We start from the raw sequence: 24,044 nt of genomic DNA on the forward strand, positions 1-24,044 counted from the left end.
CGTATCCGGCAAGGTGATGGTGTGCTTGTAGTCTTTCTTGTTATCGGTCGAGCTCACGCACTGACTCCCAATTCTTCATGGTCGTGCCGCAAAACATGTCGCGCCTGCGCGGCGTCGATGTCCATTTGTTTCACCAGGGCCGGCAGCCCGTCAAACTTTTCTTCGTCGCGCAGCTTGGCGACGAATTCCACGCGGATGCGCCGACCGTACAGATCGCCGTCGAAGTCGAACAGATGCGCTTCGAGCAAGGGCTCCACGCCCGAAACCGTCGGTCGCGTGCCGAGACTGGCGACGCCCGCGATCGGCTGCGGACCGACGCCATGCACCCAGACCGCGTAGATGCCCATCAAGGCCGGCCGCTTGCCCGCGAGGCGCAAGTTCGCCGTGGGATAACCCAGCGTGCGACCCAGTTGCTTGCCGCGCACAACCTTTCCGGAAATCGCATAGCGATGGCCCAGCGCCTTCGCGGCGCCTTTCAGATCGCCCGCCGCCAACTGCAGTCGAAGCCGCGAGCTGGACACACGTTCGTCTTCGAACAGCACCGGTGCTATTTCGCAAGCCGCAAAGCCCTGCTCCGCACCCGCCTGCTGCAGCAGAGCGAAATCTCCCGCGCGACCTTTTCCGAAACGGAATTCGGGTCCGACCCAGACTTCCCGCGCGGACAGACGCGCAACCAGCAAGTTAGCAATGAAATCCGCGGCACTCATCGACGACAGTTTGCGGTCGAAGCGTAGAAGGCCGACGACATCCACACCCAGATCACGCAATCCTTCAAATTTCGCGCGCGGCAGCAGCAAGCGCGGCGGCGGCACGTCGGCGGCGAAGAATTCGCGCGGCAACGGCTCGAAACTCAGGGCCACCAGGGCCACGCCCAACTCGCGCGCACGGGCACGGGCATGGCCGATCAGCGCCTGATGCCCACGATGCAGGCCGTCGAAAGCTCCGATGCAAACCACGCTGCCTTGCGGGCAAAGTGCTTTGCCCTGAACGTCCCGAAACAGCTGACTCATGGGCGAAAGTATAGCTTCGCGCGACCTCAAACGCCGCGCAGATCGCGCAGGCGCAAGCCCGTCAGGACCAGGACCGCCGCGTAGGTCAGGCCGCCGCCGCCGACCAGGGCGCTCAGATGCCAGATGCGCATCCAGACCGAGCCGTTCCAATCCGGCCAAAACCACAGTCCGGTCAAAAGAACCGCCACCATCGCGAGATTGGCCGCCCCCAGACGCAACCAATGTTTGGCCCACCCTGGCTCGCGCTGGTAAATCCCGTCGCGACGCAGCGCGCGCCAAAGCATCCAAAGATTGAGATAGCTCGCCAGCGCACTGGCCATCGCCAGCGCCACATGCAGGCCGGGCACCTTCGACAGGGCCTGCAACCAGCCCTGGTCGAGGTCGGCGGGCTTGTGCCAGAGCATGAACAGCAGGGCCAGAAAAACCGCATTGAGCACCATGTTGGCTAACAAGGATGCGATACCCGCCCGCACCGGCGTTTTGGTGTCCTGACGCGAGAAAAAGGCCGGCGCCAGAACCTTCACCAGGGCGAAAGCCGGCAGTCCCAGACTCAGCGCGGACAGCGACATGGCGGCCATGCGCGCGTCTTCGGCGGTGTATTCGCCATGTTGGAGCAACGTGGAGATCAGGGGCTGGGCCAGCAGCACCAGACCCAGCATCGCGGGCACGGCGATCAGCAGGGTCGTCCGCAAGCCCCAGTCGAGCGCCTTGGAGAATCCAGCGTGATCGGTATTGACGTGATGGCGCGACAGCGAAGGCAGGATCACCGTGCCCAGGGCCACGCCGAACATGCCCAGCGGGAATTCGAGCAGGCGGTCGCTCTGCGAAAGCCAGGTCTGCGAACCGGTGATCAGGAATGTCGCGATCCAGGTATCGAACAGCAGGTTCACCTGCGCGACCGAGGATCCGAACAAGGTCGGCACCATCAGTCGCATCGTCTTGCGCACTTCGGGCGCGTTCCAGCCCCAACGCGGCCAGGACAGCAGGCCGAGTCGGTGAATTTCAGGCAGCTGGACAAGCAGCTGCAGGACACCGGAAATCAGGATCGCCCAGGCCAGGGCGGTGATCGGCACGGCGAAATACGGCGCCCACCACAGGGCGGCCGCGATCATCGCCAGATTCATGATGACCGGTGCGACGGCCGGAATGGCGAAGCGGTGAAACGTGTTGAGCACGGCCCCGGCCATGGCCGTGAGCGAGATGAACAGCAGGAAGGGGAAGGTGATCCGGAGCAGGTCGCTGGTCAGCTGGAGCTTGGCTGGTTCGTCCTGGGAGCCCATCGCGAACAACGCCGTGACCTGGGGGGAAAACATCACGCCCAGGGCGACCACGACCAGCAGGACTGCACCAAGGGTTCCGGAGACCCGGGCGATCATCAGGCGCAGTTCCTCGGGCGTGCCCTTTTCCTTGGTCTCGGTCAGGACCGGCACGAAGGCCGTGGAAAACGAGCCCTCGGCGAACAGGCGCCGCATGAAATTGGGGATGCGGAAGGCGACCCAGAAGGCGTCCGTGGCCGCGCTAGCGCCGAAGGTCGTGGTCACGACGATCTCGCGGACCAGGCCCAGCAGGCGGGAAACGAAGGTGCCCCCGCTGAAGCTGAGCATGGAGCGCAGCAGGCTGGGGCGGCTCATGCCCGGCCCCCGGGGGCAAAGCCCGACGGCAATTGACTCAAGCCCTTGAATCGTCCATAATTTCGGGTCTTCAGCTCCACCTTCACACGCCTCAAGTTCAGGAATCCATCGTGGCCAACATCAAATCCGCCAAGAAGCGCGCCAAGCAGACCGTGGTCCGCAACGCGCGCAATGCCAGCCAGCGTTCCATGCTGCGCACCGCCGTCAAGCGCGTTCTCAAGGCCATTGAGGCCAACGATCACGCGACCGCCGAAGCTGCTTTCAAGACGGCTGTGCCGATTCTTGACCGCTACTCCGCGCGCGGCCTGATCCACAAGAACAAGGCTGCTCGCCACAAGAGCCGCATCAACGCCCGCATCAAGGCCCTCAAGGCCGCCTGATCGCAGCGAAGATCGCTCCACAATGAAGCCGGCGAAAGCCGGCTTTTTTGTTGCCTGCGATTCCCGCGGCGCCGACTCAGGCATCGCGAGCCATCTCCGCGCGCGCGGCGGCGTCGACGGACGCTTCGAGGGCGGCATGTTTCTGGTCGTCGAAGAACTGCTGGATGCGCAGCATGATCGGCCAGGTTCCGTCGCGGCCAATCGCGGATACGATGAACCACGGCTCCTGCCAATCCAGTTCCTTCACGATGTCGGCGGCGCGCTGCTGGCGCTCGTCGTCCGACAGCAGGTCACCCTTGTTGAGTACCAGCCAACGCGGCTTTTCGAGCATGCCCGGGTCGTACTGGCGCAACTCGCTTTCGATTGCACGCACCTGCTCGGCCGGGCTGATCGCCTCGTCGAACGGCGCCATGTCGACCAGATGCAGCAGCACACGCGTGCGCTGAACATGGCGCAGGAAAAGACTGCCCAGGCCGGCACCTTCTGCGGCACCCTCGATGATGCCGGGAATGTCGGCGATCACGAAGCTGCGATAGGCCTCGACGCTGACTACGCCCAGGTTCGGATAGAGCGTGGTGAACGGATAGTCGGCGACCTTGGGCGTCGCGGCCGACACGGCACGCACGAAGGTGCTCTTGCCCGCGTTCGGGAAACCGAGCAATCCGACGTCGGCAAGCAATTTGAGCTCGAGCCGGACATCGCGCTCTTCGCCGGGCGAACCGGTCGTGGACTTGCGCGGCGCGCGATTGGTCGAACTCTTGAAGTGCACGTTGCCCTTGCCGCCCTCGCCACCCTGCGCGACCTTGATGCGTTGGCCGTGCTCGGTGAGATCGCCGATGATTTCATCGGTGGCGACATTGATGATTTCGGTGCCGATCGGCACGCGGATGGTCACGTCCTCGCCATCCTTGCCGAACATCTGCCGACCCATGCCGTTCTCGCCGCGCTGGGCGCGGAACTGTCGGTCGTGGCGGAAATCGATAAGGGTGTTCAGATTCTCATCGGCAACGACCCAGACGCTGCCGCCATCGCCGCCGTCGCCGCCATCGGGGCCGCCCAGCGGAATGAACTTCTCGCGACGGAAGCTGACGCAGCCGTTGCCGCCGGCTCCGGCAAATACAGTGATTACGGCTTCGTCGACGAATTTCATTGCGGGTTGGAGCCTGTGAACATGCGCGGTGAGCGCGAGGATATTACTGCGGATTGCGGCAGGACCGCCGAAGGGCGGCGGTGGCCGGACCGGAAGGGCGACTCCCGGAAACGAAAAGCCCCGCCGAAGCGGGGCCTTTCAAGCCTGCGCGGCGGCGATTACTCGGCCGTGACCACGCTGACGGTGCGACGCTTGCTCGGGCCTTTGACCGAGAACTCCACCGTGCCGTCCGCGAGGGCGAACAAGGTGTGATCGCGACCCATGCCGACGTTGGCGCCGCGATGGAACTCGGTGCCGCGCTGGCGGACGATGATGTTGCCCGCTTCGATCGCCTGGCCGCCGTAGATCTTGACGCCCAGGTACTTCGGGTTGGAATCGCGGCCGTTACGGGACGAGCCTACGCCTTTTTTTGATGCCATGACGTTTTCTCCTTCGCTTAGCCGGTGATACCGGTGATTTCGATTTCGGTGTAGTGCTGACGATGGCCCATCTGCTTGCGATGGTGCTTACGACGGCGGAACTTCACGATGCGGATCTTCTCGAGACGACCATGCGACTTGATGGTGGCCGAGACCAACGCGCCCGCGATGTTGGGCGTGCCGACGCTGATCGTTTCGCCGTTGCCGATGAGCAGCACCTTGTCGATATCGACCTTGGCACCGACTTCGGCATCGAGCTTCTCGACGCGGAGCGTTTCACCCTTCATCACGCGGTACTGCTTACCGCCGGTGACAATGACTGCGTACATGACCGGAATTCCTCTGTAGTTATTTTTGACGAAACCTGCCCCGCGGTCACGGGACAGAAGCGGAATTGTGGTGGAAAACCCCTTTCCGGTCAATACTCTCGGAGGTTTTGCCGTCCATCCACCCCGGAGTCCTGATGCCCCGCCACTTGCTGAGCCGATTCGCCCTGGCCGCCCTACTGAGCCTGACCTGCGCCGCCCCCGCCCTGGCCGACTGGCGGGATGTGCCCTATGCCGACGTGGCCAAGATGCCGCTGGGCCTGAAAAAGGTCGATACCCGGGGCGTTTACAGCTTCTACTACCTGGCCCGCCCGGCCGAAGGGAAAACCGCCCTCCCCCCGGGCCTGCAGCTGCGGATCAAGGCGGGGACTCAGGTCATCCCGGTGCCAATCGCCGAAAACGGCCGGATCGACCTGCCTTTCCGCCAGGACTGGGCCAGCAATGGCGCGGTGATCCAGGTCAACCAGCCCAAGGGCTCGTTCCGGATGACCTTCACCATGATTCCCCGCGTCCCCGCCGGCACCCGGATGAGCTACGCCAACCTGACCGAATCGGCCGAGGTCATGGAGCGGGGCATCAGGGAGATGGCCGGCATGCTGAGCCTTTTCGCGCCCAAGGTCCGGGCCTTCACCCTGCAATTCCCTCCGGGCGCGGCGCACAGCGCCACCCTGACCTGGCCCGACGGCAAGAAGAAGGTCTGGAAAACCGGCGCAGATGGCCGGATCGAACTGCCTTGGGAGCCGGGCTGGGCGGCCGCCATCGTCGAACTCAGCGCGCCCCTGAAAGATGTCGGACCTCAGGTGAAGTAGGCCTGGGCCCGCCGGACCGGATGAGGACAGCCGCGTCACGCGGCCCTGCTAAACTGCCCTGTTCCGACCCCCGGCAGGCTTCCCACGCATGGACACGATCCGCATCCGCGGCGCGCGTACCCACAATCTCAAGAACATCGACCTCGATCTGCCGCGCGACAAGCTGATCGTGATTACCGGCCTGTCCGGTTCGGGCAAGAGCTCGTTGGCCTTCGACACGATTTATGCCGAAGGCCAGCGCCGCTACGTGGAATCGCTGTCGGCCTATGCCCGGCAATTCCTCTCGGTCATGGAAAAGCCGGACGTGGACCACATCGAGGGCCTGTCGCCGGCGATTTCGATCGAGCAGAAGTCCACCTCGCACAATCCGCGCTCAACCGTCGGAACGATCACCGAGATCTACGACTACCTGCGCCTGCTCTACGCCCGTGTCGGCACGCCGCGTTGCCCGGACCACGGTTTCCCGCTGGAAGCGCAGACAGTCAGTCAAATGGTGGACCAAGTCCTCGCGCTGCCGGAGGACCACCGTTATGCCCTACTCGCGCCGGTCGTCCGCGAACGCAAGGGCGAGCATGTGCAGGTGTTCGAGCAATTGCGCGCCCAAGGCTTCGTGCGCGTGCGCGTCAACGGTGTCCTGCACGAGCTCGACCAGGTGCCGGTGCTGGGGCTGCGTAACAAACACACCATCGAAGCCGTCATCGATCGCTTCAAGCCGCGCGCCGATATCAAGCAGCGGGTCGCCGAAAGTTTCGAGACGGCGCTCAAACTCGGCGACGGCCTGGCCTCGGTCATGGATCTGGACGACGACAAAGCGGCGCCACTGCTGTTTTCCTCGAAGTTCAGTTGCCCTGTCTGCGACTACTCGCTGCCGGAGCTCGAACCGCGGTTGTTTTCGTTCAACTCGCCGATGGGCGCCTGCCCGAGCTGCGACGGCCTGGGTGTGACGCAGTTCTTCGACCCCGCGCGCATCGTGGTGCACCCCGAGCTCAGCCTTGCCGCTGGTGCCGTTCGCGGCTGGGATCGACGCAACGCCTACTATTTCCAGTTGATCGTGTCGTTGTCCAAGCACTATGGCTTCGACGTCGACACCCCGTGGTCGGAGCTGGGCGAGAAGATCCGCCAGGCCGTGCTTTTCGGCAGCGGCGACGAGGTCATCACGTTCAACTACCTTACTGAATCCGGCAGCCGCACCCAGCGCAAGCACAAGTTCGAGGGCATCGTCCCCAATCTCGAGCGCCGCTACCGCGAGACCGAATCGCAGGCGGTCAAGGAAGAGCTCGCCAAGTTCATCAGCAATCGCGCCTGCCCGGACTGCGCCGGCGCACGCCTGAACAAGTCGGCGCGCAACGTGTTTGTCGCCGACCGCCCTCTGCCTCAGATCACCTTGTTGCCGGTCGACGAGTCGCTCGCGTTCTTTTCGCAGCTGAGCCTGCCGGGCTGGCGCGGCGAGATCGCAGTGAAGATCGTCAAGGAAATCCGCGAACGACTGAAGTTCCTCGTTGACGTCGGTCTCGACTACCTCACGCTCGAGCGCAAGGCCGACACGCTCTCCGGCGGCGAAGCACAACGCATTCGCCTGGCCTCGCAGATCGGTGCCGGACTCGTCGGCGTGATGTACGTGCTCGATGAGCCGTCGATCGGCCTGCATCAACGCGACAACGAACGCCTGCTCGGCACCTTGACCCGCCTGCGTGACATGGGCAACACGGTCATCGTTGTCGAGCACGACGAGGACGCAATCCGCCTGGCCGACCACGTCGTGGATATCGGCCCCGGGGCTGGCGTGCACGGCGGCGAGATCATCGCCCAAGGCAAGCTCGCCGACATCCTGAAGGCGCCCCGTTCGCTGACCGGCGCGTATCTCTCCGGCAAGCGCCGGATAGAAGTGCCCAAGAAACGGCATGCGCCAAACGCGAAGATGACGATGCGCCTGCTCGGCGCGAGCGGCAACAATCTCAAGAACGTCGATCTGGAAATCCCCGCCGGTCTGTTCACCTGCATCACCGGTGTTTCCGGCTCCGGCAAGTCCACCCTGATCAACGACACCCTGTTCCACCTCGCCGCGAACGAGCTCAATGGCGCCTCGCATACCGTAGCCCCCTATCGCGACGTGCAGGGCATCGAATTGTTCGACAAAGTTGTCGACATCGACCAGTCGCCGATCGGACGGACGCCGCGATCCAATCCCGCGACGTACACCGGACTGTTCACGCCCCTGCGCGAACTGTTCGCCCAGGTTCCAGAAGCGCGCTCGCGCGGATATTCGCCTGGACGCTTCAGCTTCAACGTGCGGGGTGGTCGCTGCGAAGCCTGCCAGGGCGACGGCCTCATCAAGGTCGAAATGCACTTCCTGCCCGACGTCTATGTTCCCTGCGACGTGTGCCACGGCAAGCGCTACAACCGCGAGACCCTCGAGATTCTCTACAAGGGCTACAGCATTCACGACATCCTGGACATGACCGTCGAAGATGCCCTGAACCTGTTCCAGCCCGTGCCGACGCTGGCGCGCAAACTCGAGACGCTCATGGACGTGGGCCTGAGCTACATCAAGCTCGGGCAATCAGCCACGACCTTGTCCGGCGGCGAAGCGCAGCGCGTCAAGCTGTCCAAGGAACTTAGCCGCCGCGACACCGGCCGCACCTTGTACATCCTCGACGAGCCAACGACCGGCCTGCACTTCCACGACATCGAACACCTGCTCGCCGTACTGCACAAGCTGCGCGACGACGGCAACACGATCGTCGTCATCGAACACAATCTGGACGTGATCAAGACGGCCGACTGGGTCATCGACCTGGGGCCGGAAGGCGGCCATCGCGGCGGCCAGATTCTCGCCCAGGGCACGCCCGAGGATCTGACCAAGGTCGCCGCCTCGCATACGGGCCTATTCCTGGCCAAGTTGCTCGAATCGGCCAAGCCGGGCAGGAAGAAGAGCGCCGCATGAGTCGCGACCTGTTTTCGCTGGACATCGAGGTCCGCTGGCGCGATCTGGATGCGTTCAATCACGTCAACAACGCCAGCTATCTTGGATATATCGAAGAAGCCCGGGTGCGCTGGTTCAAGTCCTTGAGCGAGAACTGGGCGGGCGAGTCCGCCGCACCGATCCTGGCCGCAATCAACGTCAACTATCGCCGACCGATCGGCTGGCCGGAGACCGTGCGGATCACGCTGTTCGCCGAACGCCTGGGCAACAAAAGCGTGACGCTGGGCCACCGCCTCGTTTCCGCGAGCGAACCCGACATCCTGTTTGCCGACGGCAACACCGTGCTGGTCTGGATCAATCGCGACGGACAGTCCGTCGGCTTGCCGGACACCGTGCGCAGCGCCTGCGCGGAATAGGCTCAAGCGCGATTGGGTATCGCGCCTCGACGCTCACGACTGGCTACTTCGGCGCCTGCTCACGAATCACGAAATCCGCGCGGACCTCGCGGCCGTCGACCAGCTTGAAGCGAAGCACGACACGATCCCCTGTATGTAAGGCGCGCTTGGGTCTCATCAACATGAGGTGTCGCCCGCCGGGCTGGAACGTCGCAATCCCGCCGGCAGGAATCGTCACGGCCGCGACCTCGCGCATTCTGCTGACGCCGTTCTCGACCAGCGTCTCGTGCATCGTAGTGGCGGCGAAATCCTGACTCGCCACCGACCGCACGGATTGCGGGGTCGCGCATCGATTGCGCAGCAAGGCGTAGCCCGCAAGCATCGTCGCCCCGGGCGGCCCGCGACGAATCCATCCCTGCTCCACCGTCGGTGTGCATGGGGTTGCTGCAATCGTTGCTGAAGACAACGCAAGCATCAGCAACCCCAGGGCAAATCGCGACTCGTTCATGGGCCTATGATAGTCCCCGCCCCTGCATGGAGCCACCGATGATCCGCAACCTGCTCGCTACGTCTCTCGCCACCGCCCTCATTGCCATGACCACACCCGCACACGCCGCCGACGGCAACCTCACCATCTACAGCGGCGACTTCGATTCTGTCGCGCAATCTCAGGGACAGTCCGGCGGCCCCGGCTTCGCCCTCGTCGAACGCGAGCTCGCCTTCGACCTCAAGCCCGGCGACAACGAGATCAGTTTCGCGGGTTTGCCCCCGGCACTGGATGCCAGCTCTGTCCTGCTCAATCCCGGCAGCGGCACGAGCATCCGTGGCCAGCGTTTTGACTTCGCGCTGGCTGGTCAGGATGAACTTCTGCGCCGAGCCATCGGGCAAGTCGTCACGGTCGAACAATCCGTCGGCAACGAACGTCAGAACTTCACCGGCACGCTGCTTTCCACCGGCAACGGCCTGACCCTGCGATTGGCTGATGGCCGGATCAAGGTCCTCTCCAGCTACTCAAGCTTCGAACTGCCGCGATTGCCGACGGGCGTGGTCAACGCACCGACAATGAACTGGGCGATCCACGCCGATCGCGGCGGTCGACAGAGTTTCGGGCTGAACTACGCAACCGCCGGGCTCGCCTGGCGCGCCGAATACAACGTCAATGTGCATGGCCAGGGCAAGGATTGCCGAATGGACCTGGAAGGTGCGGCGATGGTCGTCAATCGTTCCGGCGCAGACTTCAACGACGTGATGTTGACCCTGGTGGCCGGCGAGCCCAATCGCGCCACTGGCGGCGGCCCTGAAATGATGGTCATGGCGGCCGCTGCCCCACGAGCGAAGATGATGATGGCCGACGGCGCGCCGCAGGCGCAGGCCTCGGGCGAATATCACGCCTATCGCCTGCCAACGGCTGGCTCGCTCCCGCAGGGCAGTGTGCAGCGACTGCCTCTGGTCAATCGTATCGTCGGCGCCGCCTGCGAGCGCCGATACGAAACCGCCGCGCAATTCGGCGGCTGGCAGCCCCCGTACCCCATCGTGGATGCTGCCTACGGCGTCAATGACGGCGAGGAGCAGGCGGTCGTCGCCACGCTGCGCTTCAAGAACGGCAAGTCCGACGGCCTGGGCCTGCCCTTGCCGGGCGGTCGCGTGCGCATGTTCGACGGCCGCGACTTCCTCGGCGAAACGACGCTCGGGCATACGCCCGCCAATGCCGAGGTGTCTTTGGCGATCGGCAAGGCGTTCGATCTCGGCGCCGAGCGGAAACGGGAAGATTTCCAGCTCGACCGCAATGGCCGCTCGATGACCGAGACGATTGTCGTGACGCTCAAGAACGCCAAGCCGGCCGCGACGACCGTCCGGGTCAACGAGGCCCTGCCGCGCTGGAGCGACTGGGAGATCGTCACCAGCTCCCAGCCCTACGAAAAGCGCAATGCCCGCGCGGTCAGTTTCGATGTAGCGATACCCGCCGGCGGCGAAATCACGCTGCGCTACACCGTGCGCTATCGTTGGGCGGCCGACGTGCAGGTGCCGCTCTAACCCAAGGTCCCGCATCATCCCGCCGGGCGAAAGCACGGCGGGATGATTTGCGCGACAATCGGCCGACTCCCCGGAGACCGGCCGATGATCCAGATCACCCCGCATGGCTACATCCACGAAATTCGTCTGCAGCGCCCACCCGTCAATGCGCTCAACGATGAATTGCTTGCTGCGCTGATTGCGGCCGTCCAGGCCGCGCCCCAACAAGGGGCCCGCGGTATCGTCCTCTCCGGCAGCGAGAAAGTCTTTTCCGGCGGCCTCGACGTTCCGTATCTGATGACCCTCGATCGCGCCGGCCTGGCTGGATGCTGGGGCAAGTTTTTCGAAGCAGCGCGCGCCCTGGCGCGATCACCGGTGCCCGTCGTTGCGGCAATCGCCGGGCACAACCCCGCGGGCGGCTGCGTACTCGCCTTGTGCTGTGACTATCGCGTCATGGCACGTGGCCCGTTCCGCATCGGCCTCAACGAGACCCAGGTTGGCCTGGCCGTGCCGGAGGCGATCCAGTACCTCATGCGTCGTGTTATCGGCGCCCATCGCACCGAACGACTCGTGGTCGCCGGCGCCATGCTCGAATCCGAGCAGGCCCATGCAATCGGACTGGTCGACGAGTTGACCGATGCCGGCGAAGTCGTCACCCGCGCCGTGGTTTGGCTGGAGGAACTGCTGAAGCTTCCTTCCTCGCCCATGCTCGCGACGCGCGCGATCGCCCGCGCCGACATCATCGGCGCATTGGATGCGTTCGCCGACGCCGATCTCGCGCGCTTCCTCGATGGCTGGAGTTCTCCCGATTCCCAGGCGGCCCTGCAGTCCCTGCTTGCGAGGCTCAAGAAATGAAACGATTCCTTGCCCTGCTGCTCGCGGTTCTACTGCTGGCGGCCTGCGCCAAACCAATCCCGGCCGACAAGCAGGACTTCGTCGGCTACTGGCAAGCACCCAACATGGCGATGCTGATCACCGCCGACGGGCGGCTTAAATACAAACGCGAGAAAGGCACGGGCAATGTTTCGATCGACGCCCCGATCAAGGCGTTCGAGAACGGCGGTTTCACCAGCGGCATCGGTCCTTTGACGACCTTCTTCAAGATCGACAAGACACCGCACGAAGAAGACGGCGTCTGGAAAATGACCATCGACGGCGTCGAACTGCAGCGCACCACGGCGACCCTGGCTGAAATCTGATCGCGGCTCAACGCATCCAAACTTCCACACGCAGGTTTTTCGCCTGCGCTGTGGCTGACTCCGTGACCGGCCGCGCGTAACCCAGGCCGCGGACGACCGCGGGATGGATGCCCAGTTCGGCGAGCGTCTGCGCCACCAGATCGGCGCGCTCGGTGCTCAGCGTGATCGCCTGGTATGGCGAGGATTGTTTGCCGGTCAGGCCGACCAGCAGAAGTTTTCGTTGCCGATTCTCCGGTCGCGCCATGAAGGCCTGCAATCGCGCCAACTCCTGCGCCGAGCGGCTGTCGAATACGGAAAACGCATCGCCGAACCGGAAGCTCACCGACAGCCGATTCGCCCCCTTGACCAGATCGGCATAGGACGGCGGCAACGCCGTTTCGGTCGTCCCCGGAAACCAGGCCGGCACGAGCGACAGATAGCCGCGACGGGCCAACAGGCGTTGACCGTCCTCGGAGACGGCATAGTCCACGAAGCCGCGCCCCAAGGCCGTCACCATCTGGCCGGTGCGAAAATACAGGCGACGCGTCAGCGGATAGTCCTCCGTTCCGACATGCAGACGATCCGAGGGCACGTCGCGTCCGGCGATCCGGATCGCCACCGCTGGTAATCCACGCGTCGGCGTGCCGAAATCGACGAGACCCAGGGACTGCGGATCGGCCAAGACACTCGCGACGATGGATGGCGCCGTCCGATGATGACGCGCCGTAGCAGAATCCTCCGGAAAGAACTGCGACTGCATTTGCGCCAGCCCCGTGTTCCGGTCGGCCAACTGCAGATGGATCGGACCCGGTGCCCCGCCCACTTCGCGCCAATCGCGAATACGGCCGGCAAGAATCATGGCCACTTGCTGTTTGCTCAGCGTGCGGATCGGATTTTTCGGGTGCACGAGCACCGATACCGCCTGCAACGCGATGACATATTCCTGATCCGGCGAATCCAGTCGTCCCAGCTGCCAGCCATCGTCGATTTCCTGAGCTGTCAGCTCGCGCGCCATCATCGCGATCTCGGTTTCGCCCTCGACCAGGTTCTTGAACCCAGGGCCGCTGCCGTTGCCAACGATGTCGACCACCAGGGTTTCCCCATCGCGCGTGCCGACGATCTGGTGCGTGCCCACGGAAGGACGAAGATGCCGGAGATCGCCATAGCCGATCCGGGTCATCCAGCTCTCTACGAGGGCCGGGACCATGCCCTGTCCCAGCACGTTCGAGCCACGGATGCGCAAGCTGTCCTGCGCCTGCGTCACGGACGCGAACATCGACAGCAGAAGAAAAACGAAAACGATACGATGGGTTTGGGCGCGCATGCCGGTAGCACTGAAGGAGGGATCGCCTCAGTGTGTGCACGCCGCGTTTCTCTATCGTGACATCGCCGATGGATTCACGGCGTCGCCAGACTAGTCGCCTTTCGCGACCGTATTGCCCGGATCGTCGATCCAGCCGCTCCACGAGGGCGGAAAGATTCGCGCGCCGGACAGCCCCGCGTGTTCCATCGCCAGCAGATTGTGGCAGGCAGTCACGCCGGACCCGCAATACAACACGATCTCTTGTGCGGCATGAGCACCCAGCAAGGGCGCAAACTCCTCACGCAGCTCGTGCGCCGACTTGAATCGTCCGTCGCGCAGGTTCAAGGCGTACGGCCGATTGCGTGCGCCGGGAATGCGTCCGGCAACCTTGTCCAATGGTTCGATCTCGCCGCGATAGCGCTCGGGCGCGCGCGCATCGAGTACGTTGCCCGACGCCGTCGCTGCAAGCATACGCATCTCGCCTGCTGACACCATGCCGGCTAGATCGAAGCGAGCCTCGTAGTGCCCTTTGCGAAGGACGGGTGCCGTTGTCTCCAGCGGCAGACCCAACGCGGACCAGCGCGCAAAGCCGCCATCGAGCACGGCCACGCGACGATGTCCCAGCAGTCTCAGCAGCCACCAGAAGCGTGCCGCCGCCATCGCGCCGTCACCGGCGTCGTAGGCCACCACTTGCGACTGCGGCGTAACGCCGAGACGCACCAGGGTCGCGCAAAAATTCTCGGCATCCGGCAACGGATGGCGTCCTTCGCGCGCCGGCTTGTCGTGATCGGACAGATCCCGGTCCAGATGCGCATACCCCGCCCCCGGAACATGCGATTGCCGCCAGGCCACTTCGCCGGCGCTCGGATCGGCACCAGCGAGCACGAAGCGGCAATCGACGACCACCACCTGCGGATTGCCCAGGACGGCGGCCAAATCCTCGGCAGAAACCAGCGTCGTCCAGTTCATGTGCGCTCCAGGCGTTCGCGGAAGTTCACCAGCATCGCCGCCGTCGCGCCCCATATCCGGTGGTCACCGTACAGGAACTCGATGAGCGTGCGCTTGCCGCCACGATATTCCACTTCGAAGGTGCGCGCATTTGCCGGATCGAGCAGGAATTCCAGCGGCGTCTCGAAGGCTTCCGCCACTTCCGACGGATCGATGTGCGGCACGAAGGCAGCATCGACTCTCGCTACAACCGGATAAACATGGAAGCCGGTGATCGTGACGAAAGGATCCAGATAGCCCAAGGGCTCAGCCAATGGGGCGCGCAGTCCGATTTCCTCGTCCGCTTCGCGCAGTGCGGCGGCAATGGGCGAGGCATCGCTATCCTCGATTCGCCCGCCAGGAAAACTGATTTGCCCGGCATGCAGGCGCAGAGCTTCTGTCCGACGGGTGAGCAATACCTGCGGGCCCGCACCGCGGTCCACGAGGCCGACAAGCACGGCAGCCTGGCGCAGCGAGCGGCCTTGGTCGGGCAGAAGGTCGATGAGTTGCGCGTGATTCCAGCCCAAACCGGGCGGCGGCGTGGCGAGCGAATGCAGTGCGCGGGGGAGTCGATCGAGCAGGTTCACTGCCAGGCTCACGCCCGTTGCGCCTCGCGCAAGGGCAGCACATTTTCCATGAGCTGCAGGCGCTCATCGTCGTTCATCTGCGACCAGCGGGCGATTTCGGCGGAGCTGCGCAGGCAGCCTTCGCACAGGCCATGCTCGTCCAGAGAGCACACGCCCACGCAGGGGCTGAGAACGGCGCGGTAGAAATGGGTCATCGGAAAGAAAATCCCCGCGCCGCCGAGCGGCGCGGGGATGTTTCGATTACTTCGAGCCCACCAGCTTGATGTCGAACACCACGGCCTGGGCCGGGCCGATCGGGGAACGCGGATCATTGCCATACGCCTGATCCGACGGCAGGAACACTTCCCAGCGCGAACCCACCGGCATCATGAGCAACGCTTCCTTGATGCCCTTGAGCGGGAAGTCGCTGACCTTGAACGACGCCGGCTGCGCATTGGCGACCGAATAGGTGTTGGCGAATTCCTGGCCGGTCGAGATCGAACCACGCAGGTGCACCTGCACGGTGCTCGCTGCGGTCGGCTTGGCGCCGGTGCCGCTTTCGATGATGCGGTACTGCACGCCCGAGGCGAGCGTGGTCACGCCGGTCTTGGCCTTGTTGGCGGCCAGGAAGGCATCGGACTTGGCCTTGTTCTCACGCGTGATGCGGTCGAACTGATCCTTTTCCTGCTGGGCCATCTTCTGCTGGAACGCCTGCAGGGCCGCACCGAGCTTGTCGGCCGGCATGGTCGGCGGACGCTTGGCGTATCCGTCCTGCACGGCGCGGATCAGGGTGTTGATGTCGAGGTCCACCTTACGCTCGGCCAGATCGCGGGCCATGTCGTAGCCAATGGCGTAGCTGAGCGTGGTTTTGTCGCTGGCGGCGGGAGCGGCGGCCGGCGTGGCAGCAGCGGGGGCGGTCTGGGCCAGGGCAGCGCCGGAGCTCAGGGCAAGAGCCGCCAGGGTGGCAGCCAGAAAACGCAACTTCATTACGGAACCTCCAGGAGTGGAAACGGGGCGGTATGCCGCCCCGGTGGACGCGCTAGGATACCGGCCCTACGGCTTAACCGCCACTGAGGCCAGGACCCGCGCGAAGGCCTGACCGCAACCCCTTCCCGAAGTTCCCCGGAGCGACTTGATGGCTTTCCAGACCCTGTTGATCGAAGACCGCGGCGCCGTCCGCCTGATCACGCTCAATCGCCCCGAAAAGCTCAATGCACTCAATCGCCAGACCCTGGCCGACCTGCACCAGGCCTTTGACGATGCGGCGCTCAGTGAATCCGTGCGCGTGGTGGTGCTGACGGGCGCCGGCCCGAAAGCTTTCGTCGCCGGTGCCGATATCGCGGAAATGAACGACCTGAGCCCGGTTCAGGCCCGGGACTTCTCCCGGTTCGGGCAAAAACTCATGGTCCGCATCGAGCAGCTGGGCAAGCCGGTGCTGGGCATGATCAACGGCTTCGCGCTCGGGGGCGGCATGGAACTGGCGATGGCCTGCCATCTGCGTATCGCCGCCGACTCGGCAAAATTCGGCCAGCCGGAAGTGAATCTGGGCCTCATTCCCGGCTTCGGCGGGACGCAGCGCCTGCTGCGCCTGGCCGGTCGAGCAGCCGCGCTGGAACTTTGCCTGCTCGGTCAGCAGATCGATGCGGCCCGGGCGCTCGCGCTGAACCTGGTGACCCGGACCGTCCCAGCCGACCAATTGGAAGCGGAAACCTTCAAGCTCGCCGAGCAACTCGCCGCGTCCGCGCCGCAAGCCTTGCGCGGCGTGCTCGACGCCATCGTGACTGGCGGCGAGGCCAGTCTGGAAGTCGGACTGGATTACGAGACACAAGGATTCGCCATCGCCTTTTCGACCGAGGACATGAAGGAAGGCACCGGCGCGTTTCTCGCGCGGCGCAAACCCGAGTTCCGCGGCCGCTGACGGCGGCATCCCCGCAAACGCATGAGCGCCCCGTCGGTCCCGGTCCTGCACACCTTCCATGGCGGGCTGCGCCTGGACGGCCGCAAGGAAGCGTCCACGAGCCGGCCGATCCAGGCCTGTCCGCTGCCGGCGACCTTGCAGGTGCCCTTAGGACTGCATGGCGGCGAGGCCGCCGATCCCTGCGTTGCCGTCGGCGACACCGTTCGCCGTGGCCAGCGCATCGCCGTCGCGCCAGGGCGCGGCGCGGACATTCATGCGCCTGCGCGTGCGCAAGTCAGCGCGATCGGTCTGCATCCGGAACCACAGATCCACCTGTCATGCCTGCCGTCGTCGGCGTCGGATCCGCAAGACGAATGGCGCATGCCCGCGCTCGATCCCTGGCAAGCCGCACCCAACGCACTGCTCGAACGCATCCGCGCCGCCGGCATCGTCGGATTGGGCGGCGCCGGTTTCCCCGCCGCCGAAAAATTGTCGGTGCGATCGGCCTTGCTCATCCTCAACGGCGCCGAATGCGAGCCGTCTATCGCTTGCGACGATGCCTTGCTGCGCGAGCGCGCCGAGGACGTGGTGCTCGGTGGCCGACTGCTCGCGCGTCTCGTCGGCGCCGAGCGCATCCTGCTCGCTGTCGAGGACGCGATGCCGCAGGCGAGTGCCGCATGTGCGGCGGCCGTGGCGCGCGTCGGTGAGGGCCAAGTCACGCTTGTGGCTGTGCCTACCGTGTATCCCGAGGGTGGCGAACGACAGCTCATCGAAGTGCTCACCGGCCGGGAAGTGCCGCGCGGCGGCCTGCCGCGCGACATCGGCGTGCTCGTGCATAACGTCGCCACCGCGGCGGCGGCGTGGCGTGCCGTGGTGCACGGCGAAGCGCTCACCCATCGCGTCGTCACCGTAGCGGGAAGCGGTGTGATGCAGCCCGGAAATTTCCAGGTCGCCATTGGCACCTCCGTGGCGCACCTGATCGCACAGGCCGGTGGCTACAGCGCACGCGCTGCCCGGTTGTTGCTTGGCGGCCCGATGATGGGCATCGCGCAGCCCGACGACTCGGTCGCCATCGGCAAGCAGACCAATTGCGTGCTCGTGCTGGCCGCCGAAGAAATTCGCGACGCCGCCGAAGAAATGCCCTGCATCCGCTGCGGCGATTGCGCCCGTGCCTGCCCTGCCCGCCTGCAGCCGCAGCAACTGCTGTGGCACATCCGTGCGCAACGGCTCGACCGCAGCGAAGCCGAGGGCGTGTTCGACTGCATCGAATGCGGCTGTTGCGACCTCGTCTGCCCCAGCCATATTCCGCTGACCGAGCAGTTCCGCCAAGCGAAAACCGATATCCGCATCGTCGCGCACAAACGCGCCGATGCCGACGCCGCGCGCGAACGCTACGAACGACGCAACCAGCGACTGCAACGCGAATCGGACGAACGCGCCCTGCGTGAAGCAGAACGCGCGAAGCAAGCCAGTTCTGGCGACGCCATCGCGGCGGCGCTGGCTCGGGCGAAAGCCAAGCGGCCGCCGCGGGACGACGCCTGATGGCTACGTTCGCTACCGGCGCGGCACCGCATCTGCCCGTAAATCGCAGCGTCACACGGGTCATGGGTCTCGTGCTTATCGCTCTGGTTCCCGGCGTTTTCGCGCACGTGATTTTTTTTGGGCCGGGGCTGCTGTGGCAGATCGTTCTGGCAACGACCTTCGCGCTCGGATTCGAAGCAGCGATGCTGGCATGGCGCAGGCGCCCCTTGCGTCCGTTCCTGACCGATCTCAGCGCACCGGTGACCGCCGTGCTGTTCGCCCTGTGTCTGCCGCCGCTGGCGCCATGGTGGATCGCCGCCATCGGCATGTGCGCGGCGATCGTCGTCGCAAAGCATCTGTATGGCGGCCTCGGACACAACGTGTTCAATCCCGCGATGCTGGGTTATGTGGTGGTGCTGCTCTGTTTTCCGCGCGAATTCACCCACTGGCTGCCACCGGCGGGACTGGAATCCTCGCTCGGAACCCCGGGCTTCATCGACAGCACGATAGCGATCTTCAGTGGACAGCTGCCGGCGCCCTGGGGCTGGGACGCGATCGGACAGGCCACACCGCTCGACACCGTTCGAGAATGGTCCAACCGCGGGCAGACCCTGGCGGAGATCCGCGGTAATCCGCTGTTCGGCGATTTCGGCGGCAAGGGCTGGGAATGGATCGCGAATTTCTACGCACTGGGCGGCCTGTTCCTGCTGTGGAAAAAAATCATTCCGTGGCAGACCCCGGTGGCAACGCTGGGCAGCGTCGTTCTCGTCACGGTGCCGTTCTGGTTGTATGACGGCGACGTCAATCCCTTCCCGTTGCAGCACGTGTTCTCCGGCGCGCTCGTTCTCGGCGCGTTCTTCATCGCGACGGACCCGGTCAGCGGCTGCGCCTCCCCGCGCGGACGCCTGATTTTCGGCGCCGGCGTCGGGCTGCTGACCTTGCTGATCCGTCGCTGGGGCGCCTATCCGGACGGACTCGCCTTCGCTGTCCTGCTGATGAACTTTGCAGCACCCTGGATCGATCTGCACACGCGACCGCGCATCTACGGCGAAGGCCGGCCGTCATGAGCAGTGCCGGAAACATCACGCGCACCGCTGTTGCACTTGCGATCGTCGCCGCGCTCGCGACGCTCGCGATCGCTCTCATGCACAGGGTCACACGCGCCGACATCGCCGCCGCCGAACGCATGACGCAATTGCGTGCGCTGGCGATCGTTCTGCCGATGGACGGTTACGACAACGACCCGCTGAGCGACCGCATCACGGTGCAAGCACCCGCGTGGACGGGCTCAGCCGCGCCCGTGATGGTGCGGCGTGCGCGTCGGGGAACGACGAATGCGGCGCTGGCCCTAGACGTGATCGCCAACGACGGCTACGCCGGCCCGATAAAACTGCTAGTCGGCATCGATGCGCGCGGTCGCGTCACCGGCGTTCGCGTCACCGCGCACAAGGAAACCGCCGGGCTGGGCGATGCGATCGATGCCGACAAGAGTCGCTGGATCGACCGCTTTGCCGGACGATCGCTTGAAGCTCCGCCCCCCGAACGCTGGGCCGTCAAACGCGACGGTGGCGATTTCGACCAGTTCGCCGGCGCCACGATCACGCCGCGCGCTGTCGTGGCCGCGGTCGAGCGCAGCCTGCAGTTCGTCGCACGGCATGGCGCCGAGATCTATGCGACGCCAACCGGCACGACCCTGCGTTTCGACGATGCGCCAGAAAAAGGCGGGGCGCGATGACCACCCTGCCCACGACGTCCTCGCCGAAAAACGATGCGCTCGCATTGCGTTCGATGCGATGGCTGGCACTGTTGCCCCTGCTCGCAACCAGCCAGGACGCAGTCCTCGCACTCGGCATGGGCATCGTCGCGATGATCGCGTTGAGCCTGACTTCCGTCGCGAGCACCCTGCTGCCGCCGACGGCCGGACAACACGGTCGCCTCATGGCGCTGGTGATGAGTGTCGCGACAGTCGTCACGCTCATTGATCTGTCGCTTCGTGCCTGGTGGCCGGACTGGCACGCCGCCCTGGGCCTCTTTGCACCGCTGCTCGCCAGCAGTTGCCTCTTGCAGGGGACGCTCGCATCGTTCGCGCCTCCGCGTTCGCCATGGCTGGGACTTCGCGCCGGACTGACAACCGGTGCATCCTGCCTGGCCCTGCTGCTGAGCACAGGAATCCTGCGTGAGCTGATTGGCACCGGCCAGCTGTTCGCCCGTGCCGGCACGCTGCTGCATCTGTCCGGACTCGAAATGACCCTGCTGCCGGGATACGCCGGTTTCCTGGTGGCGATCCTGCCTGCCGGCGCGCTGCTGACGGCCGCCGCGGTGATCGCGCTGTGGCAAACGTGGTCGCGACGTCATCCGCCATCGGAGTCCGCATGAAGCTGCAAGACCGCCAGGAATTCTTCGCCCGCCTGGCCGAACTCAATCCGCATCCGACCACCGAGCTGGACTATTCGACGCCGTTCGAGTTGCTGATCGCCGTGATCCTGTCTGCACAGGCCACCGACGTGGGCGTGAACAAGGCCACGCGCAAGCTTTACCCCGTGGCGAACACGCCCGCCGCCATCTTGGCCCTGGGTGAGGACGGCTTGAAGAAGTACATCAACACGATCGGGCTGTTCAATGCCAAGGCCGCGAACGTGATCGCGACCTGCCGACTGCTGATCGAACGGCACGGCGGCGAGGTCCCGCGTGACCGGGAATCGCTCGAGGCACTGCCTGGCGTCGGCCGCAAGACCGCCAATGTCGTGCTCAATACCGCGTTCGGCGAGCCGACGATGGCCGTGGACACGCATATCTTCCGCGTCGCCAATCGCACCGGGCTGGCGCCGGGCAAGACGGTCCGCGCGGTCGAAGACAAGCTCATGAAGGCAGTGCCCCGCGAATACCTCATGGATGCGCACCACTGGCTGATCCTGCACGGGCGCTACGTGTGCAAGGCGCGCAAGCCCGACTGCCCACAATGCGTGGTCCGAGGCCTGTGTCGTTACAAGGACAAGACACCGGGCTAGCCGGTAAGCCGCTGTCATCGGCGCGTCGCGGCGGCGTCATATGTCTGCACTGTCACAATAACGAAACCTTTACAGCTTAGCCTGCGCCGGTCTTCCAACACTCCGCAGGGAACCGTCATGAAACTGCTGCCCAACCTCCTCGCCGTCGCCGTGCTCGCGGCGCTGTCCGCCCCGGCCTTCGCCGAAACCGAATTCGACGTCATCGGTGGCTCGGAGATTTCCTTCGAAGGTCTGCTGCAGGCGGACTACAACAAGTTCGACAACGATCTGGTCAGCCTCAATGGCGACATCCCCGACGGTCTCGACAGCGACGGCGAACTGCGCCGCGCCGAGCTGGTGTTCAAGGGCAAGGGTCCGGGCATGTGGAACTGGGTCGTGGGTTACGACGCCAAGGCCGACAAGTTCCTCGACGTGAACGTGTCCTACAAGTTCACCGGCTTCACCACGCTGACCGTGGGCCAGTTCAAGCAGCCCAACAGCCTGGAAGAGCTCAGCAGCACCAAGAACAACGACTTCATCTCCAAGGCGATGACCACCAACATGCAGGCCGTGGCCCGCCGCATGGGCGTCTCGCTGGCCACGGGCGGCGACAACTGGACGCTGACCGGCAGCGTGTTCGGCCGCGAAATGACCCGCAACCTCGGCAACGGCAACGGCTACGGCGCGCGCTTCACCTTCGCCCCGATCAACGAAGCCGGCAACATCCTGCACCTCGGCGTGTCGGGCGTGGACTTCAAGGCCCGCGACCTCGGCACGGTGACGACCAGCGGCAACGACCGCGCCCGTCTGCGCGTGCGTCCGGATGCGGATCTGGCCAATGCCCGTCTCGTCGATTCGGGCCAGTTCACCGACGCCGACCGCATCCGCACGCTCGGTGCCGAGGCGTTCTGGGTCAAGGGTCCGGTCAAGATCCAGGCCGAATACATGACCACGGACATCGGTCGTAACCTGAACCCGGATTTCTCGGCCGACAGCTGGTACGTGTCCGGCGTGTGGAACATCACCGGCGAGACCTGGACGTACAAGACCGGCAACGTCGCCACCGGCCTGCCGAACAACCCGGCCGGCGGCATGTGGCAGCTCGGCCTGCGCTACGACAAGGCCGATCTCAACGACGGCACCTTCGTTCCGGGTCCGCCCGCCAAGGTGATCGGCGCGCTCGGCGGCCAGGAAAGCAATTGGACGGTCGGCGTGAACTGGTACTGGCACTCGAACTTCAAGTTCGCGCTGAACTACGTGATGGTCGACAGCTCGCGCTACAGCTCGGCCACCAAGACCGTGCTCGAGGACAACCCGAACATCCTCGAATTCCGCGCCCAGCTCTACTGGTAAGTCTCGCGGCCCCAGGCCGGGCGGTCGCCGACCGCCCGGCTTTGTTACAGCGGTGTCACCCCATTGTCATATTGATCCGGGACCATGGCGCCCTGTCCGGGCTGCTGCCGGAACCCTTCGCCAAGGAGCCATTCCGTGTTCACTTCGCTCAAATCCAAGATTCGCCTGCTCGCCTTCGGCCTGACCGCCGTCGCCGCGATGAGCGCCCAGGCCGGCAACAATGTCACCGGTGCCGGCGCGTCCTTCGTGTATCCGGTCATGTCCAAGTGGTCGTCCGACTACAACAAGGCCACCGGCAACAAGATCAACTACCAGTCGATCGGCTCGGGCGGCGGCATCGCCCAGATCAAGTCCGGCACGGTCGATTTCGGTTCTTCCGATGCGCCGCTCAAGCCCGAGGAACTCGCGCAGTTCGGTCTGGCGCAGTTCCCGTCGGTCATCGGCGGCGTCGTGCCTGTCATCAACGTTCCCGGCATCACCGCCGGCAAGGTCCGTTTCACCGGCCCGATCCTCGCCGACATCTTCCTCGGCAAGATCACCATGTGGAACGACGCCGCGATCACCGCGATCAACCCGGGCGTCGCCCTGCCGGCGCTGAAGATCAGCGTCGTGCACCGTTCCGACGGCTCGGGCACCACCTTCAACTTCGCCAACTACCTGTCCAAGGTCAGCGCCGAGTGGAAGAGCAAGGTCGGTGAAGGCACCGCCGTGAAGTGGCCGATCGGCTACGGCGGCAAGGGCAACGAAGGCGTCGCCGCCTACGTCAAGCAGATCAAGGGCGGCATCGGCTACGTCGAGCTGTCGTACGCGCTGCAGAACAAGATGTCGTACGCCGCGATGCAGAACGCCGCTGGCAAGTGGGTGCTGCCGAGCGACGAGAGCTTCGCCGCCGCGGCCGCCAGCGCCGACTGGGCGAGCTCGAAGGACTTCTACCTGGTCATCACCAATGCCCCGGGCGACGCCTCCTGGCCGATCACCGCGACGAACTTCATCCTCGTGCACAAGCAGCCGAAGAATCCCGCCACGGCGAAAGCCACGCGCGACTTCTTCACCTGGGTCTACGCCAATGGCGACGCCCAGGCCAAGGCGCTGGACTACGTGCCGCTGCCCGCCGCGCTGGTTACGCAGATCAATGCTTACTGGGCCAAGAACCTGAAGTTCTGAGTCCTGATGAAACGACAGACGCACCCTTCGAA

23 protein-coding genes and 2 pseudogenes are annotated in these 24,044 nt (G+C 64.8%); 15 read left to right on the forward strand and 10 right to left on the reverse strand.

All coding sequences use genetic code 11. From position 1 onward, the window contains the following. Positions 1 to 53: 53 nt before the first annotated feature. The gene (locus G467_RS0101710) at positions 54 to 1,010 is read right to left on the reverse strand and encodes a bifunctional riboflavin kinase/FAD synthetase (RefSeq protein WP_022968001.1); all 957 of its coding nucleotides are present in this window, start codon (positions 1,008 to 1,010) and stop codon (positions 54 to 56) included. A 26-nt stretch (positions 1,011 to 1,036) separates the two neighbouring features. Continuing rightward, the gene (murJ, locus tag G467_RS0101715) at positions 1,037 to 2,641 is read right to left on the reverse strand and encodes a murein biosynthesis integral membrane protein MurJ (RefSeq protein ID WP_022968002.1); all 1,605 of its coding nucleotides are present in this window, start codon (positions 2,639 to 2,641) and stop codon (positions 1,037 to 1,039) included. Between the two features lie 110 nt (positions 2,642 to 2,751). Here murJ and rpsT point away from each other — a divergent pair, with 110 nt between their 5' ends. After that, positions 2,752 to 3,021, forward strand: coding sequence for a 30S ribosomal protein S20 (gene rpsT, locus G467_RS0101720; protein ID WP_022968003.1), 270 nt, complete (start codon positions 2,752 to 2,754; stop codon positions 3,019 to 3,021). A gap of 76 nt (positions 3,022 to 3,097) precedes the next feature. Here the strand turns inward: rpsT and cgtA are convergent, their stop codons facing one another. The 3 genes from cgtA to rplU form a co-directional block, all read right to left on the reverse strand. Next, the gene (gene cgtA / locus G467_RS0101725; RefSeq protein ID WP_022968004.1) at positions 3,098 to 4,171 is read right to left on the reverse strand and encodes an Obg family GTPase CgtA; all 1,074 of its coding nucleotides are present in this window, start codon (positions 4,169 to 4,171) and stop codon (positions 3,098 to 3,100) included. Positions 4,172 to 4,329: 158 nt separating this feature from the next. Further along, the gene (rpmA, locus tag G467_RS0101730) at positions 4,330 to 4,590 is read right to left on the reverse strand and encodes a 50S ribosomal protein L27 (RefSeq protein ID WP_022968005.1); all 261 of its coding nucleotides are present in this window, start codon (positions 4,588 to 4,590) and stop codon (positions 4,330 to 4,332) included. A gap of 17 nt (positions 4,591 to 4,607) precedes the next feature. Further along, positions 4,608 to 4,919: a 50S ribosomal protein L21 gene (gene rplU, locus G467_RS0101735; protein WP_022968006.1), complete on the reverse strand. Its 312-nt coding sequence runs from the start codon at positions 4,917 to 4,919 to the stop codon at positions 4,608 to 4,610. A gap of 134 nt (positions 4,920 to 5,053) precedes the next feature. Here rplU and G467_RS0101740 point away from each other — a divergent pair, with 134 nt between their 5' ends. The 3 genes and pseudogenes from G467_RS0101740 to G467_RS0101750 all read left to right on the forward strand — a co-directional run bounded on the left by G467_RS0101740 (position 5,054) and on the right by G467_RS0101750 (position 9,064). After that, positions 5,054 to 5,725: a DUF2987 domain-containing protein gene (locus G467_RS0101740; protein ID WP_022968007.1), complete on the forward strand. Its 672-nt coding sequence runs from the start codon at positions 5,054 to 5,056 to the stop codon at positions 5,723 to 5,725. Positions 5,726 to 5,813: 88 nt separating this feature from the next. Next, positions 5,814 to 8,666 (forward strand): annotated as a pseudogene (uvrA, locus tag G467_RS15005) (excinuclease ABC subunit UvrA); the annotation flags it as partial. Further along, entirely contained in the window at positions 8,666 to 9,064 is a 399-nt protein-coding gene (locus tag G467_RS0101750) for an acyl-CoA thioesterase (protein WP_022968009.1), read from the forward strand. The pseudogene uvrA and the gene G467_RS0101750, both read left to right, overlap by 1 nt. Before the next feature lie 43 nt (positions 9,065 to 9,107). Here the strand turns inward: G467_RS0101750 and G467_RS0101755 are convergent, their stop codons facing one another. Next, on the reverse strand, positions 9,108 to 9,551 hold the full coding sequence (locus G467_RS0101755) for a copper chaperone PCu(A)C (RefSeq protein WP_022968010.1): 444 nt from the start codon (positions 9,549 to 9,551) through the stop codon (positions 9,108 to 9,110). A gap of 38 nt (positions 9,552 to 9,589) precedes the next feature. On the opposite strand from G467_RS0101755, the gene G467_RS0101760 reads away from it, so the two are divergent. From G467_RS0101760 to G467_RS0101770, 3 genes are all read left to right on the forward strand, one after another. Continuing rightward, a complete protein-coding gene (locus tag G467_RS0101760) occupies positions 9,590 to 11,077 on the forward strand; it encodes a DUF4139 domain-containing protein (protein WP_022968011.1) in 1,488 nt (495 codons plus the stop codon). Positions 11,078 to 11,161: 84 nt separating this feature from the next. Then, a complete protein-coding gene (locus G467_RS0101765; RefSeq protein ID WP_022968012.1) occupies positions 11,162 to 11,911 on the forward strand; it encodes an enoyl-CoA hydratase/isomerase family protein in 750 nt (249 codons plus the stop codon). Continuing rightward, positions 11,908 to 12,255, forward strand: a complete 348-nt coding sequence (locus tag G467_RS0101770; protein WP_022968013.1) for a hypothetical protein — start codon at positions 11,908 to 11,910, stop codon at positions 12,253 to 12,255. Before G467_RS0101765 ends, G467_RS0101770 begins: the two co-directional genes overlap by 4 nt. 7 nt (positions 12,256 to 12,262) lie before the next feature. On the opposite strand, the gene G467_RS0101775 is transcribed toward G467_RS0101770, so the two are convergent. From G467_RS0101775 to G467_RS0101795, 4 genes and pseudogenes are all read right to left on the reverse strand, one after another. Next, entirely contained in the window at positions 12,263 to 13,558 is a 1,296-nt protein-coding gene (locus G467_RS0101775; protein WP_022968014.1) for a substrate-binding domain-containing protein, read from the reverse strand. Positions 13,559 to 13,648: 90 nt separating this feature from the next. Then, a complete protein-coding gene (locus G467_RS0101780) occupies positions 13,649 to 14,506 on the reverse strand; it encodes a sulfurtransferase (protein ID WP_022968015.1) in 858 nt (285 codons plus the stop codon). Beyond that, a pseudogene (locus G467_RS0101785) lies at positions 14,503 to 15,305 on the reverse strand (NUDIX hydrolase). The gene G467_RS0101780 and the pseudogene G467_RS0101785 overlap by 4 nt, the downstream one beginning before the upstream one ends. Before the next feature lie 46 nt (positions 15,306 to 15,351). Beyond that, positions 15,352 to 16,077, reverse strand: coding sequence for an FKBP-type peptidyl-prolyl cis-trans isomerase N-terminal domain-containing protein (locus tag G467_RS0101795; protein WP_022968016.1), 726 nt, complete (start codon positions 16,075 to 16,077; stop codon positions 15,352 to 15,354). 148 nt (positions 16,078 to 16,225) lie between these two features. Between G467_RS0101795 and G467_RS0101800 the strand changes: the two genes are divergently transcribed. From G467_RS0101800 to pstS, 8 genes are all read left to right on the forward strand, one after another. Next, a complete protein-coding gene (locus G467_RS0101800; protein WP_022968017.1) occupies positions 16,226 to 17,008 on the forward strand; it encodes an enoyl-CoA hydratase/isomerase family protein in 783 nt (260 codons plus the stop codon). Positions 17,009 to 17,029: 21 nt separating this feature from the next. Beyond that, on the forward strand, positions 17,030 to 18,529 hold the full coding sequence (gene rsxC / locus G467_RS15010) for an electron transport complex subunit RsxC (RefSeq protein WP_022968018.1): 1,500 nt from the start codon (positions 17,030 to 17,032) through the stop codon (positions 18,527 to 18,529). Continuing rightward, the gene (locus G467_RS0101810) at positions 18,529 to 19,575 is read left to right on the forward strand and encodes an RnfABCDGE type electron transport complex subunit D (RefSeq protein ID WP_022968019.1); all 1,047 of its coding nucleotides are present in this window, start codon (positions 18,529 to 18,531) and stop codon (positions 19,573 to 19,575) included. The genes rsxC and G467_RS0101810 overlap by 1 nt, the downstream gene beginning before the upstream one ends. Then, positions 19,572 to 20,243: an electron transport complex subunit RsxG gene (gene rsxG / locus G467_RS15015; RefSeq protein WP_022968020.1), complete on the forward strand. Its 672-nt coding sequence runs from the start codon at positions 19,572 to 19,574 to the stop codon at positions 20,241 to 20,243. The genes G467_RS0101810 and rsxG overlap by 4 nt, the downstream gene beginning before the upstream one ends. Next, positions 20,240 to 20,884: an Rnf-Nqr domain containing protein gene (locus G467_RS0101820; RefSeq protein WP_022968021.1), complete on the forward strand. Its 645-nt coding sequence runs from the start codon at positions 20,240 to 20,242 to the stop codon at positions 20,882 to 20,884. The genes rsxG and G467_RS0101820 overlap by 4 nt, the downstream gene beginning before the upstream one ends. After that, on the forward strand, positions 20,881 to 21,516 hold the full coding sequence (gene nth / locus G467_RS0101825) for an endonuclease III (protein ID WP_051130360.1): 636 nt from the start codon (positions 20,881 to 20,883) through the stop codon (positions 21,514 to 21,516). Before G467_RS0101820 ends, nth begins: the two co-directional genes overlap by 4 nt. 117 nt (positions 21,517 to 21,633) lie before the next feature. Continuing rightward, positions 21,634 to 22,848 (forward strand): OprO/OprP family phosphate-selective porin, encoded by a 1,215-nt coding sequence (locus G467_RS0101830; protein ID WP_022968023.1) that lies wholly within the window; start codon positions 21,634 to 21,636, stop codon positions 22,846 to 22,848. A 135-nt stretch (positions 22,849 to 22,983) separates the two neighbouring features. Next, positions 22,984 to 24,012: a phosphate ABC transporter substrate-binding protein PstS gene (pstS, locus tag G467_RS0101835; RefSeq protein WP_022968024.1), complete on the forward strand. Its 1,029-nt coding sequence runs from the start codon at positions 22,984 to 22,986 to the stop codon at positions 24,010 to 24,012. Positions 24,013 to 24,044: the final 32 nt, after the last annotated feature.

Source organism: Arenimonas oryziterrae DSM 21050 = YC6267, assembly GCF_000420545.1.
In the GTDB taxonomy this organism is placed as follows: domain Bacteria; phylum Pseudomonadota; class Gammaproteobacteria; order Xanthomonadales; family Xanthomonadaceae; genus Arenimonas; species Arenimonas oryziterrae.